The sequence below is a fragment of the Legionella dresdenensis genome, from assembly GCF_042649825.1.
Lineage (GTDB): Bacteria > Pseudomonadota > Gammaproteobacteria > Legionellales > Legionellaceae > Legionella_C > Legionella_C dresdenensis.
This window is the reverse complement of record NZ_JBHSAB010000023.1, coordinates 237476-256719: the sequence shown is the minus strand read 5'-3', so window position 1 is coordinate 256719 and position 19244 is coordinate 237476. Positions and strand designations below refer to the sequence as shown.

The window sequence follows — 19244 nt, the reverse complement described above, 5'->3', positions numbered from 1 at the left end:
CAAAGAGCAAGGTCAATGGTTAATAATCAAGCAGCTTAAGGCAGCGCCATTGGGCTGTAAAGCCCAACACTTATTTTCAATTACTGCTTAAGATGAGCGACATACCCCCAATACTCCTCCCAAAACAATTTTTTCACCCTTTTATCACCCCGAAAAAGATTAAGTAAAAACTTATGATTAGGGTTCTTACTGCTCATAATAATCATATTGGCGCAATCCCTTACCGGCATACAAAGCACAGCAGTGCCAAATTGAGCCCGCATGAGATCCAGAATCGGCTTTTGCTCTTTTACATTGGCGACATTCACCGCCAAAATTCCCTGATCTGTTAAACTGCGATAACAATGCTGAAAAAAATCTCCAGTTGCACAAGAGGGGGGATAGCAATGAGCGTTAGACAAATCGACCAGAATATGATTAAACAGCGACTGGTTTTGCCGTATGAAATCGCTGGCATCCTGATGAATAACAGATAAATTAGCTATTTTATCCAGTTGAAAATAACGATAGGCCAGATCAATCACTTCCTGTTCAAGTTCAACGGCTGTGATAGGCGATTCCCTATCCTGTTCAGCCAGCGCGTGTGCTGCGCCAGCACCGCCCAGGCCTAACAGGCAGCAATTACCGGGTAGTAATCTGGCCGCGTAAATCAGCAACTGAACATAATGCAAAACCGGTTTATGCGGGAATGATTTGTTAATCACAGTTTGCAAGGCGTTACTACCAAGTTTCAGCCAGCGAAAAAAAAGATTTTCCCAGACTTGCGCACCGCTATCAGCGTTATAAATGCATTTTCCAAAGCGGGTTTGCCAAATCATTTAGTTCTCTTGCTGAAAAGGATAGACAGAGCCTAATTTTAGCAGCTGCGTTAACGAATCCAAAGCGGTTAATACCTCAGTTATCAGCGCAGGATCAGCCAGATCGTTCGCATGCAACTCATGACGATAATGACGGAGCACCCATTGCTCTAACTGAGCGAGTAAATCATCATTAACCAATACACCTTGATGCATTGCTTTTAACTCTGCCTGATTGAGCGGAACCCGCAGCCGCAGGCAGGCAGGGCCGCCGCCATTACGCATACTCTGCTTCAAATCAAGATAGTGAACCAGGTTAACCGGATTATTTTTGTCGCTGATTATACTGTCGATCAAGTACTTAACCTGAGGATCATTCTTACACTCAGTCGGTGCAATAAGCGCCATGGATTGATCCGGCAAGGTAACCAGCTGAGAGTTAAAAAGATAAGTACGGACCGCTTGTTCCACCGTTAATTGTTCATTGCGGATTTCAATGATACTTAATTCAAAATCTGATTTTTTTCTTAATTCTGCTAAAACATGTAATTGATGTTGAAAGGCATGCTCGTGAATTAACAGCACATTTTCATTGCCAACCGCAATAACATCATTATGGAAAACACCCAAATCAATCGCCTGCGAATTTTGGCAGGCAAAAATAACTTTGGCAGGATCAAGCTCATGAGCACGAGCTACTATTGCTGAGGCTTCATAAGTCTGGCGGGCAGGGTATTTGACCGGCATTGGATCATCATTGCGCGAATGCAACGCATGTTTGCCATAAACAAACAGATTCAGTCCGGAAGCACTATGCGATTTACACAGACGGGTATGGTTGGCCGCGCCTTCATCGCCAGTGCTTACGCTTCCCGGCAATACCGGGTGATGCTGGAAATATTCCGGGTTGCTGAAAATCGTTTGCAATAATTTTCGGGAAAATCCTGCTTCCTGATGGCGGTGCAGATTACTGACCAGATTAGCTGCAGTGAAATGAACCCGATTATTGCTTGTGTCGTTACTGGCAGAGACAGTTGCCGCATTGGCTGTCCACATACTGGATGCCGAATAACAGGCGCTCAGGATCTCAGGAGCCTGCTTATGCGCTTTGGTAATTTGCTGCTCGGGAGAACCGCTGAACCCGCATTGATGTAATAATTCAAGATTGGGCCGTTGATGAGGCGGAAATAGAGCCTGCGGAATACCCAGCTTATGCAGCATCCTCATTTTCGCTATCCCTTGCAAGGCGGCTGCTTGTGGATTGGAACGGGTATGGGCATTGGACGTAGAGGCAATATTGCCGGCAGAAAGACCGGCATAATGATGAGTTGGCCCAACCAGGCCGTCAATGTTTAATTCAGTTACTTTCATACTGTTATTCCAAAGTAATACCGGGTAGTAATTGGGCCGGCTGTGCAAGCATGGTTTGCTCGAGGCTTGCAATAGGATAAGCGCAGTAATCAGCCGCAAAATAAGCGCTGGGTCTATGGTTTCCGCTATGGCCAACACCGCCAAATGGTAAATTGCTGGCAGCGCCGGTTGTTGGGCGGTTCCAATTAATCAAGCCTGCCCGTATCGTATTATAAAATTGCCGATAACGCTCTTCACTGTCGCTGAGCAGGCCGGCAGCAAGGCCGTAACGTGTAGCATTTGCCTGCAGAAGGGCCTGTTCAAAACTGTCATAGCGATAAAGCTGGATCAAGGGGGCAAAAATTTCTTCATCAGGCGCGTAGGCCGCTTCCGTCATATCGATAATGCCAGGCGAGAGTAGTCCACTGTTTTCTTTTAGCAATTTCAGCGGTAAAACGACATTGCCCCCGTAAGTAATCAGTCCTTCCTGCATCTTTAAATGGTGTTTGGCGTGTTCATGGCTGATTACAGGTCCGATAAAGGGTTCTGGTTGTTCAGTATAACTCCCGACCCGGATTGCTTCGGTGGCGGTAATCAGGCGTGAAACAAGCTCATCGCCGGTTTTACTGTTGCTGATGAATATACGTCTGGCACAGGTGCAGCGTTGACCGGCAGTGATATAAGCTGAAAGCAAGGTTTGATAAATAGCTGCATTAACGTCTTTGACATCATCTATAATCAGGGGATTATTGCCGCCCATTTCAAGGGCGAGAATTACCTCGGGCTTATTGATAAATGCCTGATGAATACGAAGTCCGGTGCGGTAACTGCCGGTAAAATAGACGCCCTGAATATTTTCTGCGAGTAACAGTTTGCCGGTTTCCGCATTGCCCTGAATGCAATTAATAACACCCGCCGGAATCCCGCTTTCATGCCAGCATTGCATAATTAATTCAGCAACTGCAGGCGTGAGATCGCTGGGTTTGTAAATTACGGTATTACCGGCAATCAGGGCGGGTACTATATGGCCGTTGCTCAAATGGGCCGGAAAATTAAATGCCCCCAGTACCGCAACAACGCCATGCGGTTTATAACGCAGACAGGCCATGGCGTCTGGCGCCGGATTTTGCCTTTCGGCATTACGTTCCTGATGTGCCTGAATCGATAAATTGATTTTGCCTATCACTGCATTGACTTCGGTGACCGCTTCCCATAGCGGCTTGCCTGTTTCCTGGGCGATTAGTAATGTTAAATCATCCTTACGCAGCTCAACTTGCCTTGCAAATTGTTGCAGATAACTGATACGGGTAGCCAATGTTTGTTGCGACCATTCGCTTAACGCTTTATGGGCTGCTTCCCCGGCAGTTTTTACTTCAATTTCAGTTGCGATGGTTCCCTGCCAGAGCGTGCTGTTGTCATAAGGGTTTTTCGATAGGAAGGGAGTTCCATTACCGTCAATCCATTTACCGTCCAGATAATGTCTGCCATTCAATGCAACAGTTCTATTCATCATCATTTATTTATCCTTGTGCTGCACCGGGTATAGATCATCAATATGTAATGGCGCAATTCTTATACAGTCACCTTTCTGAACATCAAGTAAAACAGCTGTTTTCTTGCCAAGTATGCAGCTACCATGCTCCAGGTTAAATACCGCTTGCCCAATCGTTGCTTTAAAATCAAGTCGAGTATTGGCCAATAAAAACCGCTTGCTGCTTACTTCATCACTGATATTTTTGATTGTCAAAACATGGCTGGCCGCAAGTGTGGAGATACTATTGAGGGGGGCTTCGATAGTAGGGCCTGCATCAAAAATATCAACATAACCCAGATAACGAAAACCTTCGCGTAGCAAGATGTTCATTGCCGGTATCGTGGACTGGTGGGGTTTTCCAATAACCGCTTGCGCTTCAGGCGCTAACAATTTGATATAAAGCGGATTGCGCGGCATTAAATCAGCAATGAATTGTTTATTGGTTGATAGCGTCAACCGGTCTGCATCCACAAAAGGCATGTGAAAAAAATGACGGCCAACGCATTCCCAGAAGGGCGATTGCCCCCAGTCGTTAGAAATACCGCGCATTTCAGCGATAACTGTAGAGCCAAAGCGATTAGGATAATGTGCCATAAATAAAAAACGGCTGCGGGATAGCAGCAGCCCATTTCCGTTACTACGATAGGCGGGCTCCAAAAACAGGGTACAGATTTCACTTTTGCCCTGATTATCATTAACCAGGCTTAATACTTCGTAATCACTGCGTATACCCAGTGAATGGCAGACACGGGTACGTTTTGAGAGCTTGTATGAATAAAACGGCGTTTCATAACCAGTGGCCGCGTCTATTGCCGAAGTGCCGATAATTTTTTTTGTTTCCCGATCTTCAAGCACAAATAAATAATATTCATTCTTTGGCGCATGGACATTTTTTTCAAACGACTTACACGACCACAGTAGACGCTTGTGCAGCAATTCTTTGTCTTTAGTCAGGGTCGTGATGCCATATCCGCTATGTTCGGCCAAATGATGAATGGCGTCCAGATCGTCTTCTTTTGCCCGGCGAAACAGGATCATTTCGCCAGCTCCTCAAGACCATTTTGTGCCAAATCGCACAGCAAAAGGGTGCTTAAGGCAGTACGCTCAACCAGGCTATCCAACAGAATGAATTCATCATGGCTATGGATATGGCCGCCACGCACGCCCAGGGTGTCAATTACAGGCAAACCATGACAGGCCAGATTATTGCCGTCGCAACAACCGCCGCTATCTTGCCAATCGATAGTCAAACCCAATTTCTGAGCCAGTAGCCGGATACGATCAAACATCCGTTCGGTTCCCGTGCAAACGCGTTTGACCGGCCGGCCAAAACCGCCATGGATGCTCAGGGAGTAGTCGTTACGTCTTAATTCTCCAAAAATGGCATACAGCTTATCCATAACCCAATATTCATCATCAGGATAACTAATCCGTACATCAAGCTGGGCAACCGCTTTTGCCGGCACTACATTTAATGCTTCGCCGCCGGCAATTTTTCCGACATTAATGGTCACGCCTTCACGCTCGCCATTGAGCGCATGGATAGCGGTAATTGCTTCTGCCAGGTAGGCGATTGCATTACGGCCTTCATAAAAATGACGCCCGGCATGCGCTGCTTTACCGGTAGCAACCAAAGTCAGCTTGCCGCTGCCTTTACGGTTTCGTGCCAGAGTGCCTATAGCATCCATAGCGGGTTCATAGACCATTGCTGCCTGATAATTTTTGGCAATTTCAGCATATAAAGGACTGGATGCCGGCGACCCGATTTCTTCATCGGCATTGAGCAAGACATCCCAACCAATAGAGCCGGCCAAATCAGTCTGCTCAAACATGGTAAGCGCATGTAACATAACAATAATCCCGCCTTTCATATCGGCGACGCCAGGACCATTGATTTGATTATCGTTAATATATTTCAGCGTCTGAAAGCTGCTGTCGCTGGGATAAACCGTATCCATATGACCTGCAAGCAAAACACGGCGTTTCAGTTCAGGCCGCTTGCGGATAAATAAAGCGTCGCCGCAGCGTTGAGTAGCTAATTCACCAGCCATGTTAACGGTAGCCACAGGCGCCAGGGATTTGGTTTCAATTTTGTCAGCAACCGATTTGAACGCAGTTGCAAGCGTCTGATGCATGTGCTTTAAGCCAGCCAGGTTGTCAGTGCCGGAATTGATTTCACAAAAATGGTGTAACTGCTCCACCATGATTTGCTTGCGTTGTTCAATTGAATTAAACAGTTCTAGAGCGACAGATTCCATTGCATATTTATTCCAATATAAAGAATATTGACCTTAACTTAAATTCAACAGCTTCGCAAGGTATACCACCAAACGCAGCCTTGATGCACGCAGCATAATCAAGGGTTTCCTAATTCAAACTGCCTAAAAGATGCTCCTTCTTTTGAGACACTGAATTTAGATTTTAAATCTGATTTGTTAAGTTTATAGAGGTTATACGGCAAAACGACCTAGCGGAATAGCTCTTAGATTGCTTTCTGTAGTACAAAAATATGGTATTCCCATTCTTGGATAAGGTATCAGGGGCTAAAAAAGAGCGTCCTGGGTTAAATCAATGAGCAAGACCAAACAAAATTGGACTTTCATTGATATGATTTAAATGGTCGTTGCTTTTAATAAATTCATGATGAAAAAATACAATGCATTGAACTCTAATTTAGGATGCCACTAAATATGGGAGGTTTACAGAGTGGGCAAATAATCATTCGTCCGGAAATGATGAGTTTCAATCCGTTGCCAAATCGGCTATATTTGAACCTAAAGTTGATTTCTATGAGAAAAGGCGGTAGCTCCTTATTGCAAGGGATTAAAGCCTGTTTAAAAAGTGAAGTGACCAATTTGCACACGTATCCTGACTTACCCCAAATAACTAGCAATTACAGTTTTTAAGCGCAAAGAGTGGAAATAATATATAAAATATTATATAATTAATTATGAAAAAAATAATATGGCTTGGCTCCAGCTACAATGACTTATTGAGTTTTTCAAAACCTGCAAAACAAGTCGCGGGCTTTAATTTGGATAGGGTTCAAAGGGGTTTGGAACCTGCTGATTGGAAACCGATGCCTTCGATTGGTAAAGGAGTTAAAGAAATTCGAATTCATTGTGAGAATGAATACCGAGTTATTTATGCAGCTCAATTTGAAGAAGGAATTTATATCTTGCATACGTTTGTTAAAAAAACCCAAAAGACAAGACACGCCGATATAGACTTAGCCAAGCAGCGTTATAAAGAGATTGTAAAACCGTAGTGATGGGAGTGCTTGAAATGAACCAACATATTACTAATGGCAGCATTTTTGATGATTTAGGATTTGATGAGGTTGAAGCAGAGAACTTAAAAATTCGTGCAATGTTAATGCGCGCGATTGATAAATATATTCAAGACAACAAACTCACCCAAATTACTGCTGCAAAAGTACTTGGCGTTAGCCAACCCCGAATTAGTGATCTGATTCGTGGTCAAATTGACAAATTTACTATTGATATGTTGGTGAACATGCTAGCAAAAGCACATGTTTCTGTCACAGTAGTTATTGATGATAGAATTGCCGCCTAAACAGGGTTTTAGCGCATATCCAGACATTCAGCCCAAACTTGAAGACATTGTTTTGTTTTAACTCAGGTGGCTTAAGGAGCATAAGCTTTGCTTTAAACACAGGCAGAGCGTGATCGATATTAGAGCGAACCAACGAAGGTAGGCATGCGGCTAAAAACAATAGCGTTAAATTTGGCAGGAAATCTTTTATTGATAGAGACAAAAGATTTCAATCTCTTCGTCATCCTCTGCTTTTTCTCAGTGCCTACCCTTAACCGGTGGGCTTTGTTGAATAAATAGAGAGTAGCCTTGATGCAGCGAAGCGTAATCAAGGTTTCTATCCCGTGTTTAGGCACCTATGGCTTGTAATTTCAGAGCGGGTAATCCCTTTCCTTTAAAGGTTTTTTGCAAACACGCATGAAGTCATCCTGACGCTCCCAGATGCCATCCGTGGCATCTGAGGGCTTGCAAAAAACCTTTAAAGGAAAGTGCTTACTGGAGAGAGTGGTAATGGTTCTTACTCTGATTCTAATGCATGGGTAAAATGGTGGCTGTTTTTCCGAGAGATTATTGAATAACCAGAGTGGGTTAACAAAGAATTGAAGTTACGCCGAAACCCAAGAAATAGAAGCGTTTGAATTAACCGATTTGGGAACACAGGATTGGGAAGGCCTGGAGGCATTAATTAAAAAACTCGATGAACCCGTGAGCCAGGTGACTGGAGACGGGGCTTATAACCAGTTTCCTTCTTATGCTCTTGCTGAGGAAAAGCAATTTAAGCTCATTGCGCCACCACCTGCGAATGCTCGGATATCCCAGGAGAGAAAGGATAAAATTAATAAAAAGAAACAGGCCTTATTAATCCAACGGGATGAGACGATTGAGAAAGTCCGCCAGTTCCGACGCAAAGAATGGAAAATAGCAAGTGGATATCATCAACGCAGCCTCGTGGAAACATCCATGTTTCGGATTAAAGCTTTATTAGGCGATAAATTAAGTGCCAAGCTATGGGAAAAGCACTCAACATTGCCATCGCGCTTTCAGCATGCGTAGTTAAGTCTAAGGTGTTGTATTTGCGGACACCCCGCCTTCCGGCGCTGTAATAACAACGTTTTGATTTCGAGATACGTTTTGACGTTAACCAAATAATCAGCCGGCGGGTTAACAGTCTGCCCAAAGGGACTGGGGAGTGCTTCGAGCGCTTCAAATTTATCAACCATAGGTCGTGGAAAGCCTAAAAAATTGCCACCAAAACTCTTGCGATTTCCAATTGATTAAATAGTCACACTCTTCAGCCAAGCCTTTATCGAGCGTTTCGTAAAAGTGCTTTTCAGCAATAGCTCCTAACCGACTTTCACCAAGCTCGTTATTGTTAATCCGAAGCGACATTGTCATCAGCGGTTAGGCGTTGCCAGTGCAAACAAACTTCAGCAGCTTTTACGAGCTGTTTTGGATTTAAACTGGCAAAGACCTGAAGAAAGATTTCATCGGAAAAAATCTCATTAGCTGAAATTTCATTTAGCAAATCATGAGGCATAAAATATACACATTGCTTTTACCAACGCCAGCCACTAAATTCACAAGATAGCCCATCATCTTCTCTACGACTAGGAATAACAGGCCCCCTTGCTGGCCTTGGTTCCGGCTCATTAATAATAATATCCTCAAGACTATCTCTTGTAACATCAGATAAGCTCTCTCTTTGGCTATTATCATGTAAGGCAGCCATAGGATGTCTGGTGTTATTATTTGTTTCCCTCGCCTCTTGCGCTGCTTCAGTAATCAATGGATTATTTTCACTCTGCCTACGATATAATTTTATAATCAAAAAACCAAAAACAACAATTACTAAACGTAAAAAATCAAACATACTACTCTCGCTTGTAAAATAGCCAGTATAATATGTTAACTAGATATCAATTTTTAGTCAAAGTATTTATTTTTTATCCGTGTTATTACTGATAATTAAACTATCAAATATCACATATATGGGCATAGACTATAATTCAATCAATACCTCATAATGATAGATGAATCATGTTTGATTTTTTTAAAACTAAATCATTAAAAGACGAGTTTGAAAATTGCTTGAAAAGTTATGCACCCTATAAAGGCAGCAACCTTTTTACCCTACGCTCACATATCCCTAGCCAGGAAATTTGGCGCTTGTTTGTCGATGGCTGCCTACAATCAGGCCGAGGATTGGTTAACTGTCCTATGTTTAATAAAAAAACTGTGGTTCTTTATTAGGTTGGAATTCTTTCAAATTGTATTGTTGTTTAATACAAGCGTCAGATTGGGCATAAGTATTAATCACGATACGGGTAGCTGCGGCAATTACATCGTCACGTTTTGGTGCATTTTTATCATTGCTTGAATAATAAATTGTCAGCACAATCGGATGGCATTTAGGCGGCCAGATGACAGCAATGTCATTTGTTGTACCATAATTAAAACCTGTACCTGTTTTATCACCCACGATCCAACCTTTTGGCAGGCCGGCTCGGATACGTGTATCACCTGTTACATTCTTCTTTAACCAGGAAATAAGCATATGACGCTGTGGCGGTGCCAAAACATCACCCAAAATAATTTTTCTCAAACTTTTTTCCATTGCTGCAGGTGTTGTTGTATCTTCTTTGCTAGTTGGACTTGCAAATGCTTCGTCAGGCCACCAATGGTCCAGTTTGAAATGCTTATCATTAATAGTGCGGGCAAAGGTATTTAATCCTGCTGGGCCGCCTAGTTTTTGAGTCAACAGATTCATGGCTGTATTATCACTGTAAGAAATAGCTGCAGCACAAAGTTCTGCGATAGTCATGCCATCGGCTAAATGCTTTTCCGTAATGGGTGTCCAATGCGTTAAATCACTTTTTTTATAGTTAATGGTTTCTTGTAGTAATTGCTTGTCTGTCATGCTCTTTTTGAGAATGGCGGCAACGCCAATCACTTTCGATGTGCAACCCATGGGGAAATATTCGTTAGCACGATACTCAATGCGTTGATTGTTTCCTGTATTTATGGCAGCAACTCCCAGCCGTCCCCCGCTTGCTGCTTCCAATTGCGCTAATTGTGCCTCTACTGAATTTGCCTGCTTACTGCTAAACGCTGACGTAGATATTCCTATTACACTAAATAATACGATACTTAAAATTAAACGATAATTCATTTGTACTCACTTATAAATGTATGATATTTGCATATAGATTCAATTTTTGCACAGTATAGATGTTTCAAAATCACTTTAAAAGTGATAAATTAAGCAACAACTGTTTCCTTTTTGTTAACAACCGTGTCTGATTTGGATCGTTTTGAAATTTTCACCTATGCGGCTCAAACCTGTAGCTTATCTCAAGCAGCTAAGCATTTGTCGCTAACAAAAGCATCCATAAGCAAACAAATCAAAAAATTAGAGGCAGATTTAGGCGTTGATCTGTTTATACGTACCAATCAGCGTTTGCATTTGACAAATCAGGGTGAAATTTTGTTGCAGCAATGCTTACGTTTAAAAAAAGAATTAGAAGATACCCGTGCTGTGTGCCAGGATTTTCATGCAACGCCTCAAGGCACTCTGCATGTTGTGGCGCTAGATTATTTCGCTAAAAAGATTATTTATCCCCGTTTACAAGACTTTATGCAGAAATATCCAGAACTGGATTTAATTATCGATATTAGTGAGCGTGTTCCTAACTTTGAACAGGAACAAGTCGATATTGCGGTTGGATTTTCATTAATTGCACCAGACAATGTGATACAAGGTAATTTAACAACCACGCGTCATGTGATGTGTGCTTCCCCTGCTTATTTTAAAAAGCATGGTAAACCAAATACCCTGCAGGATTTACGGCAACATACTTATATCGGCCATTATGCACGTCATGAAATATGCAGTACCCATTTAAAACGCGGCCATGAAATAAAAATTAAACCATCCCTGGTATTAAATCATGTTACAGGTATGGTTGAATGCGCCAAAGCAGGACTAGGAATTGTGCAACTACCCTTTTATATACTCGAGGAATCGTTAATTTCAGGAGACTTGGTCGAGGTACTTTCTTCTTATCAAGCTGTAAATGCGTCTGTTTATTATTTTTATCCTAAATTTCGTTATACACAACCTAAAGTGCGCTGTTTTATCGATTTCTTTCTTAAAAAGTAACGAATTGGAACTTAAAAATTACTTTTTCATTAAAGCCAGAAGCAGAAACAATTTCAGGCTTTATTGAATGTTCATGTTTTTGTAATAGTAAATTCTATGTATTAAAGGAAGAAGTCAGCACTAATACCAAATCTTTTTTTAAGACCTAAGATAGCATTCTTTCCTAGCTGTCTTTCTCCATTTAAAAATTTTGATACATTAGCTTGGCTTCCAAAAATATCAGCCAAATCTTTTTGATGCAGGTGATGTGACTCCATCAAATATTTCACCATTTCTACGTCAGTAATATTTGCACCAATATCAGGATGATGCTCATTATCATACTGCTCTAAATTATCACCAATAATTTGCATGGCAAGGGCTAGTGGATGAGTCTCATCATCTCTAACTTCATCTGTCAATTGGTCAAGAATTTCCTCCAGTCTTGAATAGTCTTCACTGCTTTTTGGTTTTTTAAAGACTGAAAGAGGTAAGTGAAATTCATGATTAGTATGTTCATCAATATAATCAATAGATAGGGCAGCCATAGTCATAATGCACCTCTTTTAAGCTTATCTTGGTTGCTACGCTTACTGTACTCTGCATGAGTAATGATATGTTCGTAACTTCAATTCTTTAACCCACTCTGGTTATTCAATAATCTCTCGGAAAAACAGCCACCATTTTAACCATGCATTAGAATCAGAGTAAGAACCATTACCACTCTCTCCAGTAAGCACTTTCCTTTAAAGGTTTTTTGCAAACCCTCAGATGCCACGGATGGCATCTGGGAGCGTCAGGATGACTTCATGCGTGTTTGCAAAAAACCTTTAAAGGAAAGGGATTACCCGCTCTGAACTTACAAGGCATAGGTGCCTGAACACGGGATAGAAACCTTGATTACGCTTCGCTGCATCAAGGCTACTCTCAACAAAGCCCATTTATAAAGAGGAAAGTGTTCAGTGTTAGTAAATTTCATATCATACTCTATATTTTCTATTACTATTAATAGGGTTGAAATTGTATTATATTTACACATTATTGGTGTTAATGTGTTATTTCTAATATAGGGAACTTCCTCTGCAAGGAATGTTGACTTATTAGTGCTTATTTAGTTTAAATTCAAACATAATTTGAAATATTTACATCAAAATGATAATATAAGTACAATTTGTCTAATATCTTTATCTTTATGTCGCTTCATCAATCAATTTTAAAACACCAGGAAAAATTAGGCTATCCCAAACAGAAAGGCGATTGTCATGGATTTGCATTACGCTGGATTGAGGAAGGGGTTGTTAATAAAGAAAATCTTTTTGAAGAAAGGCGTAAACTAATTCAAAGCCAACATGATTTAGCGCCCTTAATTAAGCAAGCAATTTTAAAAAAAAGTGATGAGCGCACTAATACAGAACAGCGTTTATCAGAAATACCGGCTTTTTATGATAGCTTATTCCTTTTCCAGTCACCTTCTGAATGTGATAATGTTTTTGAAGCATCGTCAAGCTTAAATCAACATGATATTGAAGCCATTTCGCGCGTGGCATCTAGTGAAAAAATTCTTGAACAGGGCGGGCTTAAAACAATATCGCGTAAGCCATTCATATACAACGAACAGGAAATCAAGGCGTTTCTTGATGAATTAGGCACAGCGTTTGAACAGGCTTCAACACAATCCAACCAAGCCATTGGGATACTTCTAGGAAACCATAATCATAGTATCGCCCTGTTGTACCGGCCGGGCAAGGGGTGGAAATTCCGCGATATTAACCAGGATAAATTTTATAGCCAAGAGACGAATAATACGCAAGCACTAGCTCGCGATATTATGACAGGACTTCGCGCAAATCCTTATCGTTTTTTTATTGCTCATTATTGGGTTAATTTTGTAGCGTGGGTCAGAAATTTATTTGGCAAACACTATGTAAGCTTTAACACTGATCTTATTATTACAGCTCAAGACAAGCGTGTTAATCTTTTAGAAAACGCGCTTGACCAAATTAGCAATAAACAAGTGCTTACTCAAGCGATAGTCAAGCGGACAGGAATTAATTATTTAGCCTTTGTCTATGCCAAGCATGGATATAGCCAGCAATTAGCTCAATTGGCTGAATTGGGATTTAATCTTAATGAGGCGCGCTCAGATAAGGCAAGCGCGGTATATGCTGCAACTGGACAGGGTCATCTTAACGTTTTGCAGACCTTAATTAGCCATAATGTCGCTCTTAACCAAACCAAAAAGGAAGCAACTAACCTGGCATTTAACGCTGTAAGATGCGGACATACAGCAATTATTGCTGAGCTTGCAAACCAGCAATTTAATTTAAATACCGCCTCAAAAGCAGGGGAAAATTTAATCCATATTGCAGCAATGAATAATCGCTCAGATATTTTAAATTTATTGGTTACTCAAAACCTGGATTTAAACAAAGAAAATGCTAACGGGTACTCGCCTATCCATTGTGCAGCTGAATACGGGTATCCGTTAATCGTTCAGCAACTTGCAAAATTTGGAGCTGATTTGAATAAAGCCGCTCCCAATGGTAATACTGCTGCCCATGATGCGGCTAGATGTGGCCATGCCTCAGTTATTACAGCGCTTGCCCAAAACGGCGCTAATCTAAATCAACTTAATAAAGTGGGGCTAACTCCTGCTTTGATTGCTGCTCTAAATGGTTTCTCAAGCGTACTTGAAGCGTTGATTGAAAGTGGCGCTGATATGACAATTGCTTCGCCTGAAGGAATAACACCATTGGTATTAGCCGCATTATCGGGTCATAAAGATGCATTGTTAACTTTATCATCTATAACTACAGATATCAATTTACCCTTGTCAAATGAGTTAACCCCTATTTCTGTTGCCGCGCTCTGTGGCCATGCTCACCTTATCTCCGTACTTGCTAGTAAGCATGCAAATTTGGATGTGAAATATAAGGACCACCCACCTGTTTTAATTGCCGCCAGCAATGGCCATCAACAAGTTATTACTGAATTAGCCAAGTATGGCGCTGATTTAAATGCAACTAACAGCATAGGGGCAACAGCCGCTTGCATAGCTGGGGAAGATGGTAATTTAAATTGCCTTGTCGAACTGGCAAAACAGGGCGCTGATTTAAATCAGGCAATGAATAACGGCGCAACACCGCTTTATCTTGCCGCCCAAAATGGCCATACCGCAGTAGTGACTAAACTAAGCGAGCTGGGCGCTGATTTAAATGTTGCGATTAATGATGGCGGTACTGCCTTATGTGCCGCGATGCAAAATAATCACGTAGAAACCATTGCTGAATTAATTAAGCTCGGGGTTAATTTTCCGGAAGCCCTTTCCGCCGGCAAACCATTTACGGCCAATGGCAAGGCGCCAATTAATCAATTTTTAAATCTTTTTAGCGCCATTAACCAACTAGGCCAACATGGCGATGCTTTAGCTGAAAGTCCTGATAACTTAAGCCGCGCGGAAGGGGAAAAAACCAGGGCGCTAGTTAACCAACTCCTAATCTTTACCCGCCAACTTTTAATTGCACGTATCGCTAATGATACGCAAAAGCAACAACAAATTAGTCGTGATTTTACTGCTGCTTATCAGCAAGGATTTAAAGCCATGAGCACGCATCGCGCCGCTTGGAAGCCGTTACTCATTAATATTGGCATTGCGGCCACCGGAGTTGGTTTACTAGCCATAGCAATCAAGTTATTAATTTCCGGCGATGGTTTCTTTGCTCATACCAAACGACAGAATCAGTTAGAAGTTATTAATGAGGCATATATAGATAATCGCATTATGTCAGTTAGCGCCTAGAGAAATGTAGAGGTGTGACGTAATAACTTTAAGTGTTAATTAACCATTTAATTTAATTATTTTATAAAATGTAAAACAATTTGCCATTATCTAATAGATATGATAAAAGTATTGTATTATGAATAGTTGCAATAAATTAATCATGCTTCCAACCATCATAGCTGCCGAATCCGATACTGTTATTCTTTTCGCAGATATTCTGCTGCCCGTTTTTTATTATTTGCCGCCAGACATGCTCTACAAACAATGCCGCCTGGTTGACAAAAACTTTAAAGGATTAGCTGAGCTTGCTTTGTTATCCAGGCGGGACCCCGATGCTTTGCGTTGGCAGAAACGGCTTTTAAGTGATATGACACACGGCATTTTAAACATGAATCCAGTGGAGATTAATCAGAAAATAAAAGGTCAAATTTCAAAATCATTTCTAAGATATGTTGCCTCCCCAACGAGTAAATTCCAAGCCGTGTTCGTTGCCGCCTCTCTCAGAAAGATCGATTTAATGCCGGAAGTAACAAGCCTGATTCAGGATTTAGAACCATTTTTAAACGACCTCAATAAAGAGGACCTCAACCAGAGTATTCGCAAGAAAGCCTTTGCTTTGATAACAATGCTTGCTCCAGCAATTAATGAAGAGACACAAGCGCGTCTAGTGATGTCAGCGCTGGCTATGTATAAACAAAGCATTAGTAATGAGTTTTTTATTTTGCCATCTAGCGCTCCCTTTTTTCCTGAAACTGGAGTTGACTATATAGCCTCTGCAATACCTTACCTTGCGCAACAAGCGCGGATCGATGCCATAAAAACTATCGTAAACTACATGAAACTGAGAGGGGGATACTATATATACCATCTCTTGTCAGAAGAACTGGTAAGACGTTTTAATAAGCTCGAATGGTCATCGCTTGTGCACGAAATGGCCATGAGTGTGTACGCACTAGACTCGCTTCGGCAAAAAGCGGTAAGAGGTGTAAGGAGCCTGGGTTGGCAGACAGAGGAAGTGTCAGTGCCTGCGCTTATTGATCAAATTAAGGATCGGGTTGATGGGAGGGAGTTGGATGAAGTTAGTTTTCTTATCGAATATCTTCGTATTGTATTACCTGTAATTCCAGAAGAAGCGCTAGATAGTTTTGTAGATTTGACGTTAACCTGTAAAGTAAAATCGCCCTATTGGCCACACAATCTTTATCCTGTTATTATCGAGTTAGGAGCATCCGATAGCATACGCATAATTTCTCCTAAACTGAGCCAGGCATCTATTGATAGATATGCTGATTTTATTGAGGATATTTTATCCAAATTAAACATCAACGACTCTGAGGCGATATTTAATGTACTAAAAGCGATTACCCCTCGGCTGAGTCAGGCGTCTATTGATAAATATTTTAAATTTATTGATGTTAATTTACCTGCCACAAACAATCATCTCTCGAAAGCAGCATTAGGTTTGTTAGAATGTATTGCCCCTATGTTGAGTCAAGCAGCTATTGATAAATATGTTGATTTTATTGAAGGTCATTTGTCCAGTTCGGAACGCTATTATGCGTTAAAAAAAGCATTGAATTTTTTAGGTTTTATCGCACCACGGCTTTCTCAGCAAAGGCTTGATTCTTTAGTGACGGTAATTATACCTAATTTGATGAACCATGGCAGATTAACAAATATTGATGAAAGGATGAATTGGTACTGCCTGATAAAAATGATTCCCTATCTTGGTAACAATACCTTGCTCACTCTTTTGACCTACCTGACAGGTTTGATTCAAAACAATAAGATTATACCCGAGTTAGCAGAATGTCTCGTAAAAATAAAGGAAAGACTTAGTGACAATGTGACTTCACCCGCTATAGTTGCGCTATCAAATAATTATTTTGATTATAATTATGCTCATAATAATGTCATACAGGCCTTAATACCTTGTTATACAGTAGAAGAAATACATGCATTTGAGAGTAGGGCACTTCAATCTAATAATAAAGAAATCTTATACTATCTATATTGCATGGAGAGGATGTTACCTGATATTGACGAGGTAAAGCGCAAAGCCTTTGTGAAAAATAACTTAAGTTTTTTTAATCACCCTCAGTTAGAAGTGCGACAAGCCATGTTCAATTTTGTAATGGAAGCGCTGTTAACGGGAATGAATCTTGATCCTGATATTTTTTGTTTCCTGACAAACACAAACACGGTTGAAACCATTATGGCGCGCTTTTTATATAGAGTTCTGACGAAATTAAATAGCGAACCTGCGGCTACACCGATTTCAACCACAACCGGCCAATCTCTACAAACAAACGGGTTATTTGCCATACCTAAACAACATCACACAAACCCCGGGCAGATATCTCCTGAAAATCGTTGGGGATTAGAAAACTGTACTATTCTCTAAGGTTGGTCACGACAATCTTACTCATTATCGAGTAAGATTTGATTGGGTTGTACCTGCCTTAAAACTGAAAACAGGTTCCTTTAGCAGAGTAAGGTAGGTTATCCTTAACACGGCATGTATAGAATATGATATAATGCACATTCTTTAATCAAGTGGGGAATGTTAATATGCGTGAGGAAATAAAAAATTTTCATTATTCTGGTAATCAAGTAGCTAGTATTGACTCAGCTCACATTACAGCTAGTGTCTATGGAACAACAATGAGGCTTAATTTTCCAGCAGACAAAAAATCTGACATCGTTAAATTAATGCTGCAAGCTAAAATCCATTTAGATTCAGTTCAAGTGACAAGCATTTCAGTCCAAACCCCTCTGCATAAAACTGAAAATATCAAAAAAACTTTAGAGGTTTTAACTAAAGCCGGGTTCATAAATCAAGATTTTGCAGAAGAAATAGCTACTAATTACCCTAATGGTCATGGTGGAACAATGGATTTGAATAACCCTTCTAAACGAGTAAATGCACTTTTAATAATGGCTGCATCGAGTATTTATAAAAGTGTGGAATTAGAAGGATCAAGAAAAAGTATGGAAGAATACAACGATCATGAATTTAAGCCCTGATTTGTTATAAAGAATTAATTTAATCTGGTCCGTGATTGTTGATCCGAAGATGACATTCTGATCCGGGCCATTCTAAAGGCTGTATCGTTGAAGTTGTCGCAATCTAAAGCCGGATTTAAAAAAAATTTTAAACTTGATAAAAAAGCACTTTTTTGGTCTTTCCAAGGGAAATGTCCACACTCATCGAGAGTAATTAAAGTAGATCTTGCAATACCAGCATATAAAATTTCCGCTTGTTCGGTATCAATTATCCAGTCATTTTTGCCTGAAAAAATTAGCGTCGGCGTTTTTACTTTTGTTAAATGCGGGCGGTAGTCAAACTCTAGCAGAAATCCTTTAAAAGCGTAGTTTACTAAATCAGTATTATAAGGAATGTTATATTTTAAAATTGGGAGCTCTTCAGGTTTCGGGGCGTGGTAAACGTATAGAGGTGCCATTGTTTTGTAATATTCTGCAAATTGTTCAGGACTTTCAAACTTCCCTTCCCATAGAAGCTCTGCTATTTTAATTTGTTCTGGTGTTCCTCTTTTTTTCAGGTTTTCTTGTGCTGCTCTGATGAAGTCTCCAGAAGCAGCACAAGAAGATAAAATAAGTTTCGATAAATTTTCTGAATAGGGCGATATTGCATAACCTAGGGCAACTATTGCGCCATATGAACAACCGTGAATTATAGGCTTGTTGATATTTAAAGCAATTCGGACAGCTTCAATATCTCTGATATGATGCTCCAAAGTGCAAAATCTAACATCAGCTTTATCGCTGTAGCCACAACCTCGAAGATCCAGAATAACCAAATCAGCATATTCCAAGAGAGATTCTTCTATATCAGCATATAGAGTATGGTTCCCACCAGGCCCACCTGGAATAAGAATCATAACATCGCGATCCCATTCAGTATTTGAAAAACGTTTTATAATTTTAGCAAATAGGTTTGTTTCAGGAGCATCGACTCTCGGTGGAATATGTATTTTCATAGTGTTTTCTTGTTATTTTACGGGCGATGAGATACTAGTTGTGACAAATCCATCGAATAATAGTTATCTAGCAGCATATAATTTAGAT

The 19244-nt window shown here is 40.7% G+C and carries 17 protein-coding genes and 1 pseudogene; 7 read left to right on the top strand and 11 right to left on the bottom strand.

The features are described from left to right. Positions 1-80: 80 nt before the first annotated feature. From ACFORL_RS10275 to ACFORL_RS10255, 5 genes are read right to left on the bottom strand one after another with little or no spacing between them, the layout of a single operon-like run. Positions 81-818 carry a spermidine synthase gene (locus ACFORL_RS10275; RefSeq protein WP_382343683.1) on the bottom strand — a complete coding sequence of 246 codons (738 nt, stop codon included), beginning with the start codon at positions 816-818 and terminating at the stop codon, positions 81-83. Beyond that, positions 819-2168 carry an N-succinylarginine dihydrolase gene (gene astB, locus ACFORL_RS10270; RefSeq protein ID WP_382343681.1) on the bottom strand — a complete coding sequence of 450 codons (1350 nt, stop codon included), beginning with the start codon at positions 2166-2168 and terminating at the stop codon, positions 819-821. 4 nt (positions 2169-2172) lie between these two features. Continuing rightward, complete coding sequence (gene astD / locus ACFORL_RS10265; RefSeq protein WP_382343680.1) at positions 2173-3663, bottom strand: succinylglutamate-semialdehyde dehydrogenase; 1491 nt, start codon at positions 3661-3663, stop codon at positions 2173-2175. Further along, entirely contained in the window at positions 3664-4719 is a 1056-nt protein-coding gene (locus ACFORL_RS10260) for an arginine N-succinyltransferase (RefSeq protein ID WP_382343679.1), read from the bottom strand. Then, positions 4716-5939, bottom strand: a complete 1224-nt coding sequence (locus tag ACFORL_RS10255; protein WP_382343678.1) for a hydrolase — start codon at positions 5937-5939, stop codon at positions 4716-4718. The genes ACFORL_RS10260 and ACFORL_RS10255 overlap by 4 nt, the downstream gene beginning before the upstream one ends. A gap of 692 nt (positions 5940-6631) precedes the next feature. Here ACFORL_RS10255 and ACFORL_RS10250 point away from each other — a divergent pair. The 3 genes from ACFORL_RS10250 to ACFORL_RS10240 all read left to right on the top strand — a co-directional run bounded on the left by ACFORL_RS10250 (position 6632) and on the right by ACFORL_RS10240 (position 8289). Continuing rightward, positions 6632-6949, top strand: a complete 318-nt coding sequence (locus ACFORL_RS10250; protein WP_382343676.1) for a type II toxin-antitoxin system RelE/ParE family toxin — start codon at positions 6632-6634, stop codon at positions 6947-6949. 17 nt (positions 6950-6966) lie between these two features. After that, positions 6967-7257 (top strand): helix-turn-helix domain-containing protein, encoded by a 291-nt coding sequence (locus ACFORL_RS10245; RefSeq protein WP_382343675.1) that lies wholly within the window; start codon positions 6967-6969, stop codon positions 7255-7257. A gap of 603 nt (positions 7258-7860) precedes the next feature. Next, positions 7861-8289 (top strand): transposase, encoded by a 429-nt coding sequence (locus tag ACFORL_RS10240; protein ID WP_382343696.1) that lies wholly within the window; start codon positions 7861-7863, stop codon positions 8287-8289. Positions 8290-8448: 159 nt separating this feature from the next. Here ACFORL_RS10240 and ACFORL_RS10235 read toward each other — a convergent pair whose 3' ends face one another. The 4 genes and pseudogenes from ACFORL_RS10235 to bla all read right to left on the bottom strand — a co-directional run. Continuing rightward, a complete protein-coding gene (locus ACFORL_RS10235) occupies positions 8449-8625 on the bottom strand; it encodes a hypothetical protein (protein WP_382343673.1) in 177 nt (58 codons plus the stop codon). Beyond that, positions 8609-8773 carry an F-box-like domain-containing protein gene (locus tag ACFORL_RS10230; RefSeq protein WP_382343672.1) on the bottom strand — a complete coding sequence of 55 codons (165 nt, stop codon included), beginning with the start codon at positions 8771-8773 and terminating at the stop codon, positions 8609-8611. Before ACFORL_RS10230 ends, ACFORL_RS10235 begins: the two co-directional genes overlap by 17 nt. A gap of 18 nt (positions 8774-8791) precedes the next feature. Then, entirely contained in the window at positions 8792-9106 is a 315-nt protein-coding gene (locus tag ACFORL_RS10225; protein WP_382343670.1) for a hypothetical protein, read from the bottom strand. A gap of 438 nt (positions 9107-9544) precedes the next feature. Continuing rightward, a pseudogene (gene bla / locus ACFORL_RS10220) lies at positions 9545-10405 on the bottom strand (class A beta-lactamase); the annotation flags it as partial. Positions 10406-10528: 123 nt separating this feature from the next. On the opposite strand from bla, the gene ACFORL_RS10215 reads away from it, so the two are divergent. Further along, entirely contained in the window at positions 10529-11395 is an 867-nt protein-coding gene (locus tag ACFORL_RS10215; RefSeq protein WP_382343668.1) for a LysR family transcriptional regulator, read from the top strand. 101 nt (positions 11396-11496) lie between these two features. Here ACFORL_RS10215 and ACFORL_RS10210 read toward each other — a convergent pair whose 3' ends face one another. After that, on the bottom strand, positions 11497-11928 hold the full coding sequence (locus ACFORL_RS10210; RefSeq protein WP_382343666.1) for a helix-turn-helix domain-containing protein: 432 nt from the start codon (positions 11926-11928) through the stop codon (positions 11497-11499). 617 nt (positions 11929-12545) lie between these two features. Here ACFORL_RS10210 and ACFORL_RS10205 point away from each other — a divergent pair. The 3 genes from ACFORL_RS10205 (at position 12546) to ACFORL_RS10195 (ending at position 18182) form a co-directional block, all read left to right on the top strand. Beyond that, positions 12546-15173, top strand: coding sequence for an ankyrin repeat domain-containing protein (locus ACFORL_RS10205; RefSeq protein ID WP_382343664.1), 2628 nt, complete (start codon positions 12546-12548; stop codon positions 15171-15173). 118 nt (positions 15174-15291) lie between these two features. Then, positions 15292-17559: a hypothetical protein gene (locus ACFORL_RS10200; protein ID WP_382343662.1), complete on the top strand. Its 2268-nt coding sequence runs from the start codon at positions 15292-15294 to the stop codon at positions 17557-17559. 167 nt (positions 17560-17726) lie between these two features. Further along, positions 17727-18182: a hypothetical protein gene (locus ACFORL_RS10195; RefSeq protein WP_382343660.1), complete on the top strand. Its 456-nt coding sequence runs from the start codon at positions 17727-17729 to the stop codon at positions 18180-18182. A 14-nt stretch (positions 18183-18196) separates the two neighbouring features. On the opposite strand, the gene ACFORL_RS10190 is transcribed toward ACFORL_RS10195, so the two are convergent. Further along, positions 18197-19156: an alpha/beta fold hydrolase gene (locus tag ACFORL_RS10190; protein ID WP_382343659.1), complete on the bottom strand. Its 960-nt coding sequence runs from the start codon at positions 19154-19156 to the stop codon at positions 18197-18199. Positions 19157-19244: the final 88 nt, after the last annotated feature.

Bases quoted from the DNA above. Each gene is read 5' to 3' on its own strand.
- ACFORL_RS10275 (WP_382343683.1), bottom strand. From the start codon at position 818: ATGATTTGGCAAACCCGCTTTGGAAAATGCATTTATAACGCTGATAGC.
- astB (WP_382343681.1), bottom strand. From the start codon at position 2,168: ATGAAAGTAACTGAATTAAACATTGACGGCCTGGTTGGGCCAACTCAT.
- astD (WP_382343680.1), bottom strand. From the start codon at position 3,663: ATGATGATGAATAGAACTGTTGCATTGAATGGCAGACATTATCTGGAC.
- ACFORL_RS10260 (WP_382343679.1), bottom strand. From the start codon at position 4,719: ATGATCCTGTTTCGCCGGGCAAAAGAAGACGATCTGGACGCCATTCAT.
- ACFORL_RS10255 (WP_382343678.1), bottom strand. From the start codon at position 5,939: ATGGAATCTGTCGCTCTAGAACTGTTTAATTCAATTGAACAACGCAAG.
- ACFORL_RS10250 (WP_382343676.1), top strand. From the start codon at position 6,632: ATGAAAAAAATAATATGGCTTGGCTCCAGCTACAATGACTTATTGAGT.
- ACFORL_RS10245 (WP_382343675.1), top strand. From the start codon at position 6,967: ATGAACCAACATATTACTAATGGCAGCATTTTTGATGATTTAGGATTT.
- ACFORL_RS10235 (WP_382343673.1), bottom strand. From the start codon at position 8,625: ATGTCGCTTCGGATTAACAATAACGAGCTTGGTGAAAGTCGGTTAGGA.
- ACFORL_RS10230 (WP_382343672.1), bottom strand. From the start codon at position 8,773: ATGCCTCATGATTTGCTAAATGAAATTTCAGCTAATGAGATTTTTTCC.
- ACFORL_RS10225 (WP_382343670.1), bottom strand. From the start codon at position 9,106: ATGTTTGATTTTTTACGTTTAGTAATTGTTGTTTTTGGTTTTTTGATT.
- ACFORL_RS10210 (WP_382343666.1), bottom strand. From the start codon at position 11,928: ATGACTATGGCTGCCCTATCTATTGATTATATTGATGAACATACTAAT.
- ACFORL_RS10200 (WP_382343662.1), top strand. From the start codon at position 15,292: ATGAATAGTTGCAATAAATTAATCATGCTTCCAACCATCATAGCTGCC.
- ACFORL_RS10195 (WP_382343660.1), top strand. From the start codon at position 17,727: ATGCGTGAGGAAATAAAAAATTTTCATTATTCTGGTAATCAAGTAGCT.
- ACFORL_RS10190 (WP_382343659.1), bottom strand. From the start codon at position 19,156: ATGAAAATACATATTCCACCGAGAGTCGATGCTCCTGAAACAAACCTA.